The organism is Micrococcus luteus (genome assembly GCF_022664405.1).
Taxonomy (GTDB): domain Bacteria; phylum Actinomycetota; class Actinomycetes; order Actinomycetales; family Micrococcaceae; genus Micrococcus; species Micrococcus luteus.
The window spans coordinates 154,316-168,465 of the sequence record NZ_JAKRLB010000003.1; the positions used below are offsets into that span (position 1 = coordinate 154,316).

The window sequence follows — 14,150 nt, forward strand, 5'->3', positions numbered from 1 at the left end:
TCGGGGCGGATCGGCCGCCCGGGCCGGGCCGATCCCGCCCATGAGAATGTAGTCGCATGTCCCACGTCACAGAGAGCTCTCCCGCGCACCCCGGCCGAGCCGAGGAGTCGGCGCCGCTGCGGCCGACCTCCCCGCTCGGGATCGCCGCCACGTTCATCGGCACCACCATCGGCGCCGGGTACGCCTCGGGCAACGAGATCCTGCAGTACTTCGTGAGCTTCGGCCTCTGGGGCGGCACGGGGGCGCTCGTGATCGCCGGCGCGCTGTTCTTCCTGCTCGCGGTGATCGTGCTGCGGCTGGCGCAGAAGCTGCGGACCACGGACATCCACCGGATCGTGAACCCCACGACGTCGCGCGTGCCCACCTGGTTCGCGGACCTGTGCATCACCACGTCCCTGCTGGGGACGCTGGTGATCATGCTGGCCGGGGCCGGGGCGGCGGTGCACACCGCGTTCGGGCTGCCCTCGCTCGTGGGCTCGCTGGTGATGGCCGCCGTCTGCGTGGTCTCGGTGCTGGCCGGCATCACGGGCCTCGTGCGCGTCCAGGCCGTGGTGGTCCCCCTGATCATCGTGGTCGCCGTCGGCGTCGCGGTGTGGGGGTTGGCGAACCCGGGGGCCGCGGTGGACGACGTCGCCGCGCTCGTGACCTCGTCCCCGCTGATCAACCAGTGGTGGCTCTCGGGCGTGCTGTACGTGGCCTTCAACATCCAGCTGGCCTACGCGGTGCTCGCCCCGATCGGGCAGGAGAGCTCCTCGTCGGGCCGCTCCCTCGTCGCCGGGGCCGGGCTCGGGGCCCTGGGCCTCGTGGTGATGGCCGGCGCGGTGATGGCCGCGATGACCGCCCACGCCCAGCTCATCGGCCGCGCCGAGCTGCCCATGGTCGAGCTGGCCGCGATGATCGGCGGCTGGGCCGCCCTGCTGTACACGGTCGTCCTGCTGCTGGCGCAGTTCACGACGGCGGTCTCGTGCCTGTACGGCGGGGTGGAGCGCATCGCCCTGCTGTCCTCGATGCGCCGCGTGCCGGGCTGGGTCATCGCCGTCGTCACGGCCCTGGCCGCCACCCTGCTCTCGAGCGTCGGCTTCTCCGACCTCGTGGGCACCGTCTACCCCGTCCTCGGCTACGCCGGCATCGTCATCATCGTGATGCTGGTCGTGACGTGGATCGTCGAGCGCACCACGGTGCGCCGCCGGGCGGCCCGCGCGGCGCGCGCCTGAGCGCCCGGCCGCATGGCCGGACGGCGGCGGTGAGACCCCGCGGGGGACGTGCTAGGGTCGCTCGCATCCCACGGGAGCCCCACGGCACGGGGCTGAGACCGGGCTGACGCCGCCCGGAGACCGTCTGAACCTGTCCGGGTCATTCCGGCGAAGGAAGAAGGAGCCGCGGCCATGTCCGTTTCCGAGCGCACCCCCCTGCCCGCAGCCGAGTCGACGGCCGAGGTCGTCGCCGAGGAGAACTACCCCACGCACCGTCTGGGCTGGCTCGAGGATGCCGAGCACGGCATCCGCGTGCCCGTCACCGAGGTCCACCAGGACGACTCCCCCGACGGCACGCCCAACCCGCCCCTGACCGTCTACCGCACCATGGGCCCGGGCTCCGTGCCCGAGCGCGGCCTGCCCGCCCAGCGCGCCGAGTGGATCCGCGCCCGCGCTGACGTCGAGGAGTACGAGGGCCGCGAGCGCGACCTGCTCGACGACGGCCGCTCGGCCGTGCGCCGCGGCGCCGCTTCACAGGAGTGGGCCGGCGAGCGCCGCCCCCCGCTGCGCGCCAAGGAGGGCGCGCGCGTCACCCAGATGCACTACGCCCGGCGCGGCGAGATCACCCCGGAGATGCGCTACGTCGCCCTGCGCGAGGGCGTGGACGTGGAGCTGGTGCGCTCCGAGGTCGCGGCCGGCCGCGCCATCATCCCGGCGAACGTGAACCACCCCGAGTCGGAGCCGATGATCATCGGCAAGGCGTTCGCCGTGAAGGTCAACGCGAACATCGGCAACTCGGCGGTGACGTCGTCGATCGCCGAGGAGGTCTCGAAGCTGCAGTGGGCCACCCGCTGGGGCGCGGACACCGTGATGGACCTGTCCACGGGCGACGACATCCACACCACCCGCGAGTGGATCCTGCGCAACTCCCCGGTGCCGATCGGCACCGTGCCGATCTACCAGGCCCTTGAGAAGGTCGGCGGCGACCACCAGGCCCTGACCTGGGAGATCTTCCGCGACACCGTGATCGAGCAGTGCGAGCAGGGCGTGGACTACATGACCGTGCACGCCGGCGTGCTGCTGCGCCACGTGCCGCTGTCCGCGGACCGCGTGACCGGCATCGTCTCCCGCGGCGGCTCGATCATGGCCGGCTGGTGCCTGGGCCACCACAAGGAGAACTTCCTCTACGAGAACTACGACGAGCTCTGCGAGATCTTCGCGCGCTACGACGTCGCGTTCTCCCTGGGCGACGGCCTGCGACCGGGCTCCGTGGCGGACGCCAACGACGCCGCCCAGTTCGCCGAGCTCGACACGCTGGCCGAGCTGACGGAGCGGGCGTGGGCGTACGACGTCCAGGTCATGGTGGAGGGCCCCGGCCACATCCCGCTGCACCTGGTGCGGGAGAACGTGGAGCGCCAGCAGGAGCTGTGCAAGGGCGCCCCGTTCTACACGCTCGGCCCCCTCGTCACGGACATCGCCCCGGCGTATGACCACATCACCTCGGCCATCGGCGCCACCGAGATCGCCCGCTACGGCACCGCGATGCTCTGCTACGTCACGCCCAAGGAGCACCTGGGCCTGCCGGACCGGGACGACGTGAAGACGGGCGTGATCACCTACAAGATCGCCGCGCACGCCGCCGACGTCGCCAAGGGCCACCCCGGCGCCCGCGACCGCGACGACGCGCTGTCCAAGGCGCGCTTCGAGTTCCGCTGGCGCGACCAGTTCGGCCTCGGCCTGGACCCGCAGCTCGCCGAGGAATACCACGACGAGACGCTGCCGGCCGAGCCCGCCAAGACCGCCCACTTCTGCTCGATGTGCGGGCCGAAGTTCTGCTCCATGCGCATCAGCCAGGACATCCGCAGCGAGTTCGGCGGCGCGTCCGAGCAGGCGCGGATCGCCGAGGCCGGCATGGCCGCCAAGTCCGCGGAGTTCCGGGCCGCCGGCGGGTCCGTGTACCTGCCGGAGCCGACGATCCGCACCGCCTCGGACGCCTGAGGCCGGGACGCGGGGTGAGGTGGGGCGGGATGGCCCGCCCCTGCGCCACCTGACGATCGCGTCATGACCTGAGGACCGCCAGCAGGTCATGACGCGATCGCCAGGACAAGGCCCTCCGGGACGGCGAAGGCGCGGCCCCACGGACGGGGCAGTGCGCTCGGTGGTCGATCGAGTGGTGATGCCTCTTGACTCACACCCACACTGGGCTCACTATTCCGGCAGGCCCCTGTGATGCGTGTCCCATCCGCCCACAGGAATTGCGTGGAGGGAATATGACGTGAAAGTCGACATGACCCCGCCGGTCCGCACCCCAGGGGCACTTCCCAGGTGAGGCATCATCCAGCCGCTCAGCTCTCCTCGGGCCAGCCGTGATGACCCGGATGCTCGTCTCGAGATTCCTCCTTCTCCTGATCACGCTCGGAACAGCAGCGCTCCTCGCGTCCTACGTCGGGGTGGAGAAGGAGGACCGCTGGCGCATGGACGGCACGGTGTACGAGATCTCGGCATTCCCCGCTGGCGAGGCCTGGCCCATGATCCGGACGTCGCTGACGGGACCGGACTCCGGTTCTGCGGCCACGTCCACGAGCCCCCACGTGACGGCCCTCGCCGGCCGGCCTGCCCTGGACGTGCTCCCGGATGGCGTCGCCCCGACCGCGGTCGTCCCCAGCACCTCCCCCTTCGCCGCACGTGCCGCTGCGGGCGAGCTGAGCTGGCCGGACGTCGATCGGGTCGTCGTCCGAGACCTCTCCTCCGCGCCGGATCGCGCCACCGAAGCAGACCTCCTGGTCCCGTTCCTCTCCACCGACAGTTCGTCCCTTGCCGGCGTGATCGGCGGCTCACCGGCCCAGGTCGACGAGCTCGTCCAATCGCTGCGGCGGGCCGGTGTCGTCGTCGACGTCGTCCCGCTCCCGCCGCCGTGGGAGGCAGCGATGCGACGCAGTGTCCACGTGCCCCTGCTCGCCGTGATCGCCGGCTTCGCCCTGCTGGGCGCACAGGTCGTCTGGCGCACGACCCTGCGCAGTCGACTGCTCCCTGCCGTCACCTCGCACCGCCTCGTCGGTGCCTCCCCGCTGCGAGCGGCCCGGCTCGGTGTCCGGCCCGCCATGCTCGCATGGGCGACCGCCGCCGCGAGTGCCGGCGGAGTCTGGCTCGTGGCATGGCCCCGGTGGGACGCGGAGATCGGGCTCACGGGGGACACCGCTCTCCTCTGGTCCGCCGTGCTCGTCGTGGACGCCATCCTCATCCTCGGCACGACCCTGTCCACCCTCTGGGTCCGAAGGGCACACGCATGATGGCAGCCATGCGGACCGTTGCGGACGGCCTCCGCGACCTGTTCGACACGCCCGGACTGCTGTTCCTGTCCCTGCTGCACACGACCGTGGCGTCGGTCGTGTTCGGACTGGCCCTGGGCGTCGCCGGAGGGGTGACCACGGCGCTCGAGGTGCTCGAGGACGCCGAGTCGTCGGGCCTGGTGACAGCCAGGATTCTGGACCCCGCCGTCACGACCGACCTCCGCCCCCGCGCCGTCGACACCGTCTCCCGGGCGTTCGCCGCCCATGTCGACGGAGTCGACCCCCGTGCCTTTCTCGTGACGGACGCCATCGGAATCGAGGACCCCCGGCTGCAGGGGGCGATCATCGCCACGCCTGGTCTGGCCCGGGAGTTCGGCGCTGCCGCTGCCGTCAGTCCCGCCGAGGGTGTGTACTTCGCTCCCGCCGCGATCACCTCCGGGGGGCCGGGCGGCACCGTGTATGTGGGGTCCACACCCCACAGCTATGCCGGCCCACTCCCCGGGGACGCGGCCGCGCCGCGGGCCGACGGATCCCTCTGGCCCCTGGGTGAGTCGCCCGTCATCGTCACCAGCACCACGACCATGGCCGGCCTGATCGAACCGGCCCAGCTCGCGGCGGTCTACGGTTCCGTCGTGGCACGCCAGGACGCGGCCTCCGAGGTGAGAGCGGCACTCGACGTCCTCGAGGACGAGACGGGCGTGGTCGCCGAGTTGGCCCCGATCGCCTCGGCCAGGTCTCCGATCGCCCGAGAAGCCCGCGGTGCCGCGCTCATGGTCACCGCCTACACCGCCGGGCTTGCCAGCGCCGTCGTGACGGTGGTGAGCCTCCTGACGACCATGACCCGTCGACTCACGCCCACGTGGCTGGCGCACCTGACGGTCGGGGCGCCCAGACGACTGATCCGGCTCCGGATCGCCACATCCGTGGCCGCGGTGTGGGGCATTCCGGCCGTGCTCGGATCGTTGCTCGGCCTCGGCATCGCCTCGGAAGCGGGCGGACTGCGTCCGGCGCCTGCCGTCGTCGTGGTCGGGCTGGCGGTCGTCTTGGCGATCGCCGCTGCGTGCACCCGTCATCCCCTCCGCCAGCTGCACCGGGCCGTCCGCACGGCGGCACTCGTCGAAAGGACCGTGTGATGTCCCTGCTCACCGTGCACGACGTGCACCGCTCCTACCGCGGCCCCGCCGGGGATGTCCCCGTGCTCCGCGGCGTCTCGCTCCAGGTCCCCGGGGGCGGCGTCCACGCGATCATGGGACCCTCCGGGTCCGGCAAGTCGACCCTGCTGCGGCTCCTCGCCTGCCTTGACACACCGGACGCCGGGAGCATCCGTGTGGCCGGGCGGAGCCTGCCGGCACCGTGGTCGTCCGACGGCGACGCCTACCGGAACCGGACGTGCGGCATCGTGCTCCAGGACCATCTGCTCATCGATCGGGCGACCGCCGTGGACAACGCGGCCCTGCCGCTGCTCTACGCGCGGCCGCGCCCGGCGAAGCGCGAGCGTCGCACCATGGCCGCCGAGCTTCTGACGCGGCTCGGGCTCGGAGACCGTCTCCACCACCCCGTCGGCCGACTCTCCGGCGGCGAGCGCCAGCGCGTGGCCATCGCCCGGGCCGTGATCATGGGGCCCTCCCTGCTGCTCGCCGACGAGCCGACGGGCGCCCTGGACGAGGAGCGCACCGACGAGGTGATGGGGCTCTTCCGCTCCATGTCCCAGCCGGAGCGGGCGATCGTGATCGTGACGCATGACCCCGCCGTGGCGGCCCGGTGCGACCACACGTGGCGGCTGCGGGCCGGGCGGCTCGAGTGACGAGGTCCGGCCGTGCCTCCTGCACAGGTGTCCGCAGACGGGGCTGCGTCCCCGGGCGTCGCGTTCCGGCTCCGGATGTCCGGGGCCGCTCCTAGGCTCGGGTGCATGAGCGCGCACCACGCCGACGACGGCCTCCCCGCCCCCGTCTCCACCCCCGCCGAGGATCCACCGGCCGACGGGCGACAGGCACCGCCGAGTGGCGTCGTCGTGGGTGAGGACGGGCGGGCCCGCCCGCCGTGGGCGGCACGGGATCCGCTGCTGCGGGAGTACTACGACACGGAGTGGGGCCTGCCCGTCACGGACGAGCGGGGCCTGTTCGAGCGCCTCGTGCTCGAGGCGTTCCAGTCGGGCCTGAGCTGGCGGACCGTCCTGGCCAAGCGGCCGCAATTCTGGGAGGTGTTCGCGGGCTTCGACCCGGACGCCGTCGCGGCGTTCGGGGACGCGGAGGTCGAGGCGTTGCTGGCGGACCCCGGCATCATCCGGAACCAGCGCAAGATCGAGGCCGCGATCGCGAACGCACGAGCCGTCGTCGGGATGCGCGGCGAGCGGTTCGCCCCGCTGCACCCGGGCTCCCCCGGCGCGGGCCCCGCCTGGCACGGCGACGGCGACCGGCCGGTCCGCGGTCTGCCGGGGCTGGTCTGGGCGCACCAGCCTGCCGCGACCCCACGGCCGGAGACGGTGGCGCAGGTCCCCTCGACCTCGGACGAGTCGCGCGCGCTCGCGAGGGCGCTGAAGGCGCACGGCTGCCGATTCGTGGGGCCGACCACGTGCTTCGCCCTGATGGAGGCCGCCGGGATCGTGGACACCCACCTTCTCGGCTCGTGGCGAAGAGGGGCGTCCGGGATCTGGGAGTGAGCGGGGGCCTCCGGCAGGATGGGGAGCTCAACGCAGGACGTCCACACGAAAGGGTGACGACTGATGACCACCACCTCCGCCTCTCAGGGCTACCGCACGATCAACCCGGCCACCGGGGAGCTGCTGAAGTCCTTCGACAACGCCACGGATCAGCAGATCGCCGACGCCCTCGACGCCTCGCAGGCCGCCTACGAGCAGTGGTCCCGGAAGTCGGTGGCCGAGCGCGCCGCCGTCGTGAAGCGGATCTCCGAGCTGCTGGCCGAGCGGTCCAAGGACATCGCCGCGGTGATCACCACGGAGATGGGCAAGTCCCTCGGCGCGGCGGTCGGCGAGGTGCGCTACGGCGCCCAGATCTTCGGGTACTACGCGGACGAGGCCGAGGAGCTGCTCGCGGACCAGCCGATCAAGCAGTTCTCCGGGCAGGAGGCGTTCGTCCAGCGGCTGCCGCTCGGCCCGCTGCTGGGGATCATGCCGTGGAACTTCCCGGTGTACCAGGTGGCCCGTTTCGTGGCGCCGAACCTCGTGCTCGGCAACACCATCCTGCTCAAGCACGCCGAGATCAACCCGCAGGTGGCGCAGCTGCTGGAAGAGCTCTTCACCGAGGCCGGACTGCCGGAGGGCGTGTACCAGAACGTGTTCGCCACCCACGACCAGATCTCCACGATCATCGCCGATCCGCGCGTGCAGGGCGTGTCCCTCACCGGTTCGGAGCGGGCCGGCGCCGCCGTCGCCGAGCAGGCCGGCCGGCACCTCAAGAAGGTCGTCCTCGAGCTCGGCGGCTCCGATCCGTACATCGTGCTCTCCGCGCCGGACGCCCGCGCCGCCGCCCGCGACGCACTGGCCACCCGGATGGGCAACTGGGGCCAGGCCTGCAACTCGAACAAGCGCATGATCGTCATGGAGGACCTCTACGACGACTTCGTGGACGAGCTGGTCCAGCGCTCCTCGGAGATGAAGCCCGGCGACCCGACCTCGCGCGACGCCGACGTCTACGGCCCGCTGTCCTCCGAGTCCGCGGCCGACGGGCTCGCCGAGCAGATCGCCGAGGCCAAGCAGGCCGGCGCCACCGTCCACGTGGGCGGCGAGCGCACCTCCGGCCCCGAGGGCGAGGGCTTCTACGTCTCCCCGGCCGTGATCACGGACGTGGACCAGGAGAACCCCGCCTACACGCAGGAGCTGTTCGGCATGGCCTCCGTGGTCTACAAGGTGTCCTCCGCCGAGGAGGCCGTGGCGCTGGCCAACGACTCCCAGTACGGTCTCGGCGGCGCCGTGTTCTCCACGGACCTGGACGAGGCCAAGCGCGTGGCCGACCAGCTCGAGGTGGGCATGGCGAACGTGAACCTCGCCTCCGCCGCCGGCGCGAATCTGCCCTTCGGCGGCGTGAAGCGCTCGGGCTTCGGCCGCGAGCTCGGCCCCCTGGCCCTGGACGAGTTCGCCAACAAGCGCCTGTACGCGGTGCAGGGCCCCCTGGAGGGCTGACCCGGGGCCGGGTCGGCCGGGCGGGTCTCCCGCTCCGGCCGGCCCGTCGGCCCCTCAGCCGCGCAGCGGGACGGTCGCCAGCACCTCGTGCAGCGGCCCGCCGGACCGGCCCTCGCCGAGCCGGGACGCCACGACCTCGACCTCGTCCGCGGTCCACTCCGGCCCGCGGTACACGGCGAGCGCGTGCACGGCCTCGGCCAGCAGGACGGTGGCCGGCGCCGGCGGACGGGGCTCGCCCCGCCTCCGACCCCGAGGTCGGGGCGCGGCGCCCGAGGCCCGCGCCACGGTGAGGTGGGCGCGCCGGCGGTCCCGGCCGTCGTCGTCGGCGAGCCAGGGCTCCGCCAGGAGCGCGCCGAGCTCCCGGACCTGCCCACCCACCCCCACCCAGAGCGTGCGGTGCGAGAACTCCCCCGCTCCGGCCAGGTGCAGGTCCAGCGGGCCATGTCCCGCCGCGATGCGGCCGGCGTCGGCGACGACGTCGTCCACGGCGCCGGCGGGCACCTCCGGGTGGAACGCCAGCGTCAGGTGCCGCTGCTCCGGCTCGGTCCAGCGCAGCGCGCGTCCGGCCCGGTCCCGGACGCCGTCGAGGGCCGGCTCGAGGTGGTCGAGCACGGCCCTCGGCGGACGGATCGCGAGGAAGAGCCTCACGCCTGCGCGCGCGGATCTGCGGCGGCTGCGGTCGAGCCCCCGGCGGCGTCCCGCGTCATGGCGGCCGGGGCCACGTCCGGGTGCGGCTCGCGGCCGGCCACGATGTCGATCGCGCCGGTGAACTCGGCGTCGATCCGCCGCTGCACCCGGCGCGAGCGCTGGGTCACGAGGGACACCACCACACCCATCACGAAGGCGGCGACGAAGCCCGGCAGCAGCTCGTACAGGCCGAACCACTCCCACGTCTCGGCACTGGCCTCGGACCACACCCAGGCGACGGCGGCGCCGGTGACCATGGCGGCCATCGCCCCCCACGAGGTGAACCGCGGCCAGTACAGGGCAAGCAGGATCACGGGGCCGAAGGCGGCGCCGAAGCCGGCCCACGCGAAGGAGACGAGCTCGAGCACGGAGGAGTCCGGGTTGAGGGCGAGCAGACCCGCCACGAGCGCCACCACCAGCACGCCGATGCGGCCGAGCCACAGGGTGAACGTCGGGGAACCGGTGCGCCCGCGCAGCATGTAGAGGTCCTCCACCAGGGCGGAGGAGCACACGATCAGCTGCGAGGAGAGCGTGGACATGATCGCGGCGAGGACGGCGGCCAGCACCAGGCCGGCCACGAACGGGTGGAACATGATCGAGGCCAGCACGAGGAACACGGTCTCCGGGTCCTCGAGCGTGGTGCCGGGGTTGGCCTGGAAGTAGGCGATGCCCACGAGGGCCACCATCACGGCGCCGAACACGGACAGCGCCATCCAGCCGATGCCGACGCGCCGGGCGACGGCCGCGTCGTGCGGGGTGCGCAGGGCCATGAAGCGGACGATGATGTGCGGCTGGCCGAAGTAGCCCAGGCCCCAGGCGAGGGAGGACAGGACGCCGATCAGCGTCGCGTTCTCGAACATCGAGAAGTGGTTCACTCCGCCGCCGGCGGCGTCGGCGGCGCGGATGCCCTCGACGACGGCGTCCCAGCCTCCCATGGTCAGGATCACGACGATGGGTACGGCCAGCAGCGAGAGGAACATGAGGACGCCCTGGGCCACATCCGTCAGCGAGGCGCCGAGGAAGCCGCCGAACAGGGTGTAGAGCACCGTGATGCCCGCGACCACGAGCATGCCGGTGAGGTAGTTGATGCTGATGCCCTGGGCGTAGAAGGACTCGGGGCCGAAGGTCGACTCGACGAACTTGCCGCCGGCCACCATGCCCGAGGAGACGTAGAAGGTGAAGAACACGAGGATGATCAGGCCGGCCACGATCCGCAGGATGTGCGTGCGGTCCTTGAACCGGTTCTCGAGGAAGGACGGGATCGTGATCGAGTTCCCGGCCACCTCGGTGTAGGAGCGCAGGCGGGGGGCGACCACGCGCCAGTTCACCCACGCGCCCACGGTCAGGCCGACCGCCATCCAGCCCTCGACCAGGCCCGCGGCGTAGATCGCGCCGGGCAGGCCCATCAGGAGCCAGCCGGACATGTCGGACGCACCCGCGGAGAGCGCCGCGACGGACGGCTTCATGTCGCGTCCGGCGAGCATGTAGTCGTCGAGGTCGGTGTTCTTGCGGGAGGCGTACAGGCCGATCGCGATCATCGCGAGGAAATAGAGGCCGATCGCCGCCAACAGGAAGACGGTGTTCGTGTCCATGGGCTCCAGAGAATCACATCCGGACTCTCAGCCCCAGTCCCAGGTCCGTCCCAGATTCGCCCCGTCCGGGTCGGCCCGGGCCCCCGCGCGCCTAGGATGGAGGCCGTCATGACGCAGACTCCCCCGCCCTCCATGCCCGCCGCGCAGCCGTCCGCGACGCCCCACGACGCCGCCGCGATCACGTTCCCCGAACACCTGCCGGTGGCGGAGCGTCGCGAGGAGATCATGGCCGCGATCCGCGACCACCAGGTGGTGATCGTCGCGGGTGAGACCGGCTCGGGCAAGACCACGCAGCTGCCGAAGATGTGCCTGGCCCTCGGGCTCGGGGAGGCCGGCTCGATCGGCCACACCCAGCCCCGGCGCATCGCCGCCCGCTCCGTGGCCGAGCGCATCGCGCAGGAGCTGGGCGAGGAGATCGGGCAGACGGTCGGCTACCAGGTCCGCTTCACGGCGCAGACCTCGAAGGCGACCCGGGTCAAGGTCATGACGGACGGCATCCTGCTGGCCGAGATCCCCCATGACCCGCAGCTGCGCCGCTACTCCGTGATCATCGTGGACGAGGCCCACGAGCGCAGCCTCAACATCGACTTCCTCCTGGGCTACCTGCGCAACCTGCTGCCCCAGCGCCCGGACCTGAAGGTGATCATCACCTCGGCCACCATCGACCCGGAGCGCTTCGCCCGGCACTTCGGCCGGCCGCTGGCCGAGGGCGAGGACCATGCGGACGCGGTGGAGGCCGACGACGGCGGCCGCGTGGTCCCGGCGCCGATCATCGAGGTCTCGGGGCGCACCTACCCCGTCGAGGTCCGCTACCGGCCGCTGACCGACGAGCCCTCCCCGGACGACCCCGAGGACGACGCGGACGACGCCGCCGAGACGCGCGACCCCCTCGACGCGATCGGCGACGCCGTCCTCGAGCTGGCCGCCGAGCCGCCGGGCGACATCCTCGTGTTCCTGCCGGGCGAGCGGGAGATCCGCGAGGCCGCGGACCACCTGACCGGCGTCGTCGCCGGCACCACGCGCCTGGCCGGCACGGAGATCCTGCCGCTGTTCGGCCGCCTGTCCATGGCGGAGCAACACCGCGTGTTCGGCCGCGCCGGGGCCGGGGTGCGCCGGCGGATCGTGCTGGCCACGAACGTCGCCGAGACCTCCCTGACCGTGCCGGGCATCAAGTACGTGATCGACACGGGCACCGCGCGCATCTCGCGGTACTCGAACCGCACCAAGGTCCAGCGCCTGCCGATCGAGCGTGTCTCCCAGGCCAGCGCGAACCAGCGCTCGGGTCGGTCCGGCCGCACCTCGGACGGCATCGCGATCCGCCTGTACTCGGAGGAGGACTACCTCTCCCGCCCCGAGTTCACGGACCCGGAGATCCTGCGCACCTCCCTGGCCTCGGTGATCCTGCAGATGCTCTCCCTCGGCGTGGCCCGCACCCCGGGCGACGTCAAGGAGTTCCCCTTCGTCCAGCCGCCGGACGGCCGTCAGGTCACCGACGGCGCCACCACGCTCACCGAGCTCGGCGCGCTCGAGGCCGGCGGCGCCCGCGCGGGCACCATCACCCGGGTCGGACGCCGCCTGGCCCGCCTGCCCGTGGACCCGCGGCTGGGTCGCATGATCCTCGAGGCCGGTGAGCGCGGCTGCGTCCGGGAGGTCATGGTGATCGCCGCGGCCCTGACCATCCAGGACCCCCGCGAGCGCCCCACGGAGCAGCGTGAGGCCGCGGACGAGCTGCACCGCCGGTTCGCGGACGAGAACTCGGACTTCTCCGCGATCCTGAACCTGTGGGCCTACCTGCGCGAACGGCAGCAGGAGCTCTCCGGCTCCCAGTTCCGCAAGCTGTGCCGCCGTGAGCACATCAACTGGCTGCGCGTGCAGGAGTGGCAGGACCTGGTGCGCCAGCTGCGCCAGCTCGCCAAGGACGTGGGCCTCACCGTCGAGTCCGGACCCGTGGACCCGGTCGGCCGGCACGAGGCGGTGCACAAGTCCCTGCTCACGGGCCTGCTCTCGCAGATCGGCGCCTACGACGAGCGCCGTCGCGAGTACGTGGGCGCCCGCGGCACCCGCTTCGCCGTGTTCCCCGGCTCCGCCCTGTTCAAGAAGCGCCACCCGTTCGTCATGGCCGCCGAGCTCGTGGAGACCTCCCGGCTGTGGGCGCGCACGGTGGCCCGGATCGAGCCGGAGTGGGCCGAGGAGGTCGCCGGCCACCTCGTCAAGCGGACCTACAACGAGCCGCACTGGTCGCGGCGGGCGGGTTCCGTCGTCGCGCGCGAGAAGGTGACGCTGTTCGGCGTCACTCTGATCCCGGACCGCTCGGTCCGGTACGGCCGGATCGACCCGGAGCTCTCCCGCGAGCTGTTCATCCGGCACGCCCTCGTGGAGGGCGACTGGCGCACGCGTCACCGGTTCTTCGCCCGCAACCGGGCTGCGCTCGAGGAGGTCGACGCCCTCGAGACGCGCCTGCGCCGCCGCGACCTGCGGATCGGGGACGAGGACCTGTTCGCCTTCTACGACGCGCGGATCCCGGGAAACGTCGTCTCCGAGCGGCACTTCGACGCGTGGTGGAAGAAGGCGCGCCAGGATCAGCCGGACCTGCTGGACCTCGACGTCGCCGCCCTGCTCACCGCCGACGCCGAGGACCTGGACACCGACGCGTTCCCCACCACGTTCACGTATCCGATGCCCGGCGGCGACGTGGAGCTCGACCTCGAGTACACGTTCGACCCGACCGGCGCGGCCGGCACCGACGGCGTGACCGTGGCCGTGCCGATCCTGCTGCTCAACCAGGTCTCCCCCGGCCCCTTCGCGTGGCTGGTCCCCGGCCTGCGGGTCGAGCTCGTCACCGCCCTCATCAAGGCGTTGCCCAAGGCCGTGCGCAAGAACCTCGTGCCCGCCCCGGACGTGGCCCAGCAGCTCGTCGCGGACCTCGAGGCCCACGCCGACCCGCTGCGGGACGAGCTGCCGGACGCGCTGTCCGCGGCCGTGCGCCGGGTGCGCGGCGTGGTGGTGGAGCCCGGACTGTGGGCCCTGGACGCGGTGCCCCTGCACCTGCGGATGGACTACCGCGTCGTGGACGCCCGCGGCGCCGTGATGGGCGCCGGCCAGGACCTGCCCGCGCTGCAGGCCCGGCTCGCGCAGGCCAACCGCTCCGCGATCGCCGCCCGGCTCGCCGGCACCGACGATCCCGCCTCGGCCCGGCCGGGGCCGCGCGGCACGGGCCGCGGCGGCCGGGCACCGTCGGGGGGTTTCAGTG

10 protein-coding genes are annotated in these 14,150 nt (G+C 72.6%); 8 read left to right on the forward strand and 2 right to left on the reverse strand.

All coding sequences use genetic code 11. The features are described 5' to 3' along the window. The first annotated feature begins 56 nt into the window (after nt 1–56). From MF605_RS02420 to MF605_RS02450, 7 genes are all read left to right on the forward strand, one after another. Entirely contained in the window at nt 57–1,214 is a 1,158-nt protein-coding gene (locus MF605_RS02420) for a YkvI family membrane protein (RefSeq protein ID WP_134416578.1), read from the forward strand. Nucleotides 1,215–1,385: 171 nt separating this feature from the next. Next, on the forward strand, nt 1,386–3,191 hold the full coding sequence (thiC, locus tag MF605_RS02425; protein ID WP_095695548.1) for a phosphomethylpyrimidine synthase ThiC: 1,806 nt from the start codon (nt 1,386–1,388) through the stop codon (nt 3,189–3,191). A gap of 371 nt (nt 3,192–3,562) precedes the next feature. Then, on the forward strand, nt 3,563–4,483 hold the full coding sequence (locus MF605_RS02430) for a hypothetical protein (protein ID WP_044659220.1): 921 nt from the start codon (nt 3,563–3,565) through the stop codon (nt 4,481–4,483). Between the two features lie 8 nt (nt 4,484–4,491). Beyond that, nucleotides 4,492–5,616: a hypothetical protein gene (locus MF605_RS02435; RefSeq protein ID WP_044659221.1), complete on the forward strand. Its 1,125-nt coding sequence runs from the start codon at nt 4,492–4,494 to the stop codon at nt 5,614–5,616. After that, the gene (locus MF605_RS02440; protein WP_134416576.1) at nt 5,616–6,287 is read left to right on the forward strand and encodes an ABC transporter ATP-binding protein; all 672 of its coding nucleotides are present in this window, start codon (nt 5,616–5,618) and stop codon (nt 6,285–6,287) included. Before MF605_RS02435 ends, MF605_RS02440 begins: the two co-directional genes overlap by 1 nt. Before the next feature lie 105 nt (nt 6,288–6,392). Continuing rightward, nucleotides 6,393–7,142 carry a DNA-3-methyladenine glycosylase I gene (locus MF605_RS02445; protein WP_134416574.1) on the forward strand — a complete coding sequence of 250 codons (750 nt, stop codon included), beginning with the start codon at nt 6,393–6,395 and terminating at the stop codon, nt 7,140–7,142. Between the two features lie 63 nt (nt 7,143–7,205). After that, nucleotides 7,206–8,621, forward strand: coding sequence for an NAD-dependent succinate-semialdehyde dehydrogenase (locus MF605_RS02450; RefSeq protein ID WP_078026015.1), 1,416 nt, complete (start codon nt 7,206–7,208; stop codon nt 8,619–8,621). A 54-nt stretch (nt 8,622–8,675) separates the two neighbouring features. Here MF605_RS02450 and MF605_RS02455 read toward each other — a convergent pair whose 3' ends face one another. Both MF605_RS02455 and putP read right to left on the reverse strand, forming a co-directional pair. Next, entirely contained in the window at nt 8,676–9,233 is a 558-nt protein-coding gene (locus MF605_RS02455) for a 2'-5' RNA ligase family protein (protein WP_242821228.1), read from the reverse strand. 32 nt (nt 9,234–9,265) lie between these two features. Further along, a complete protein-coding gene (putP, locus tag MF605_RS02460; protein ID WP_134416570.1) occupies nt 9,266–10,900 on the reverse strand; it encodes a sodium/proline symporter PutP in 1,635 nt (544 codons plus the stop codon). A 108-nt stretch (nt 10,901–11,008) separates the two neighbouring features. Between putP and hrpA the strand changes: the two genes are divergently transcribed. Beyond that, nucleotides 11,009–14,150: ATP-dependent RNA helicase HrpA (hrpA, locus tag MF605_RS02465; protein ID WP_242821229.1), on the forward strand; the 3,142-nt coding region annotated here is incomplete at its 3' end.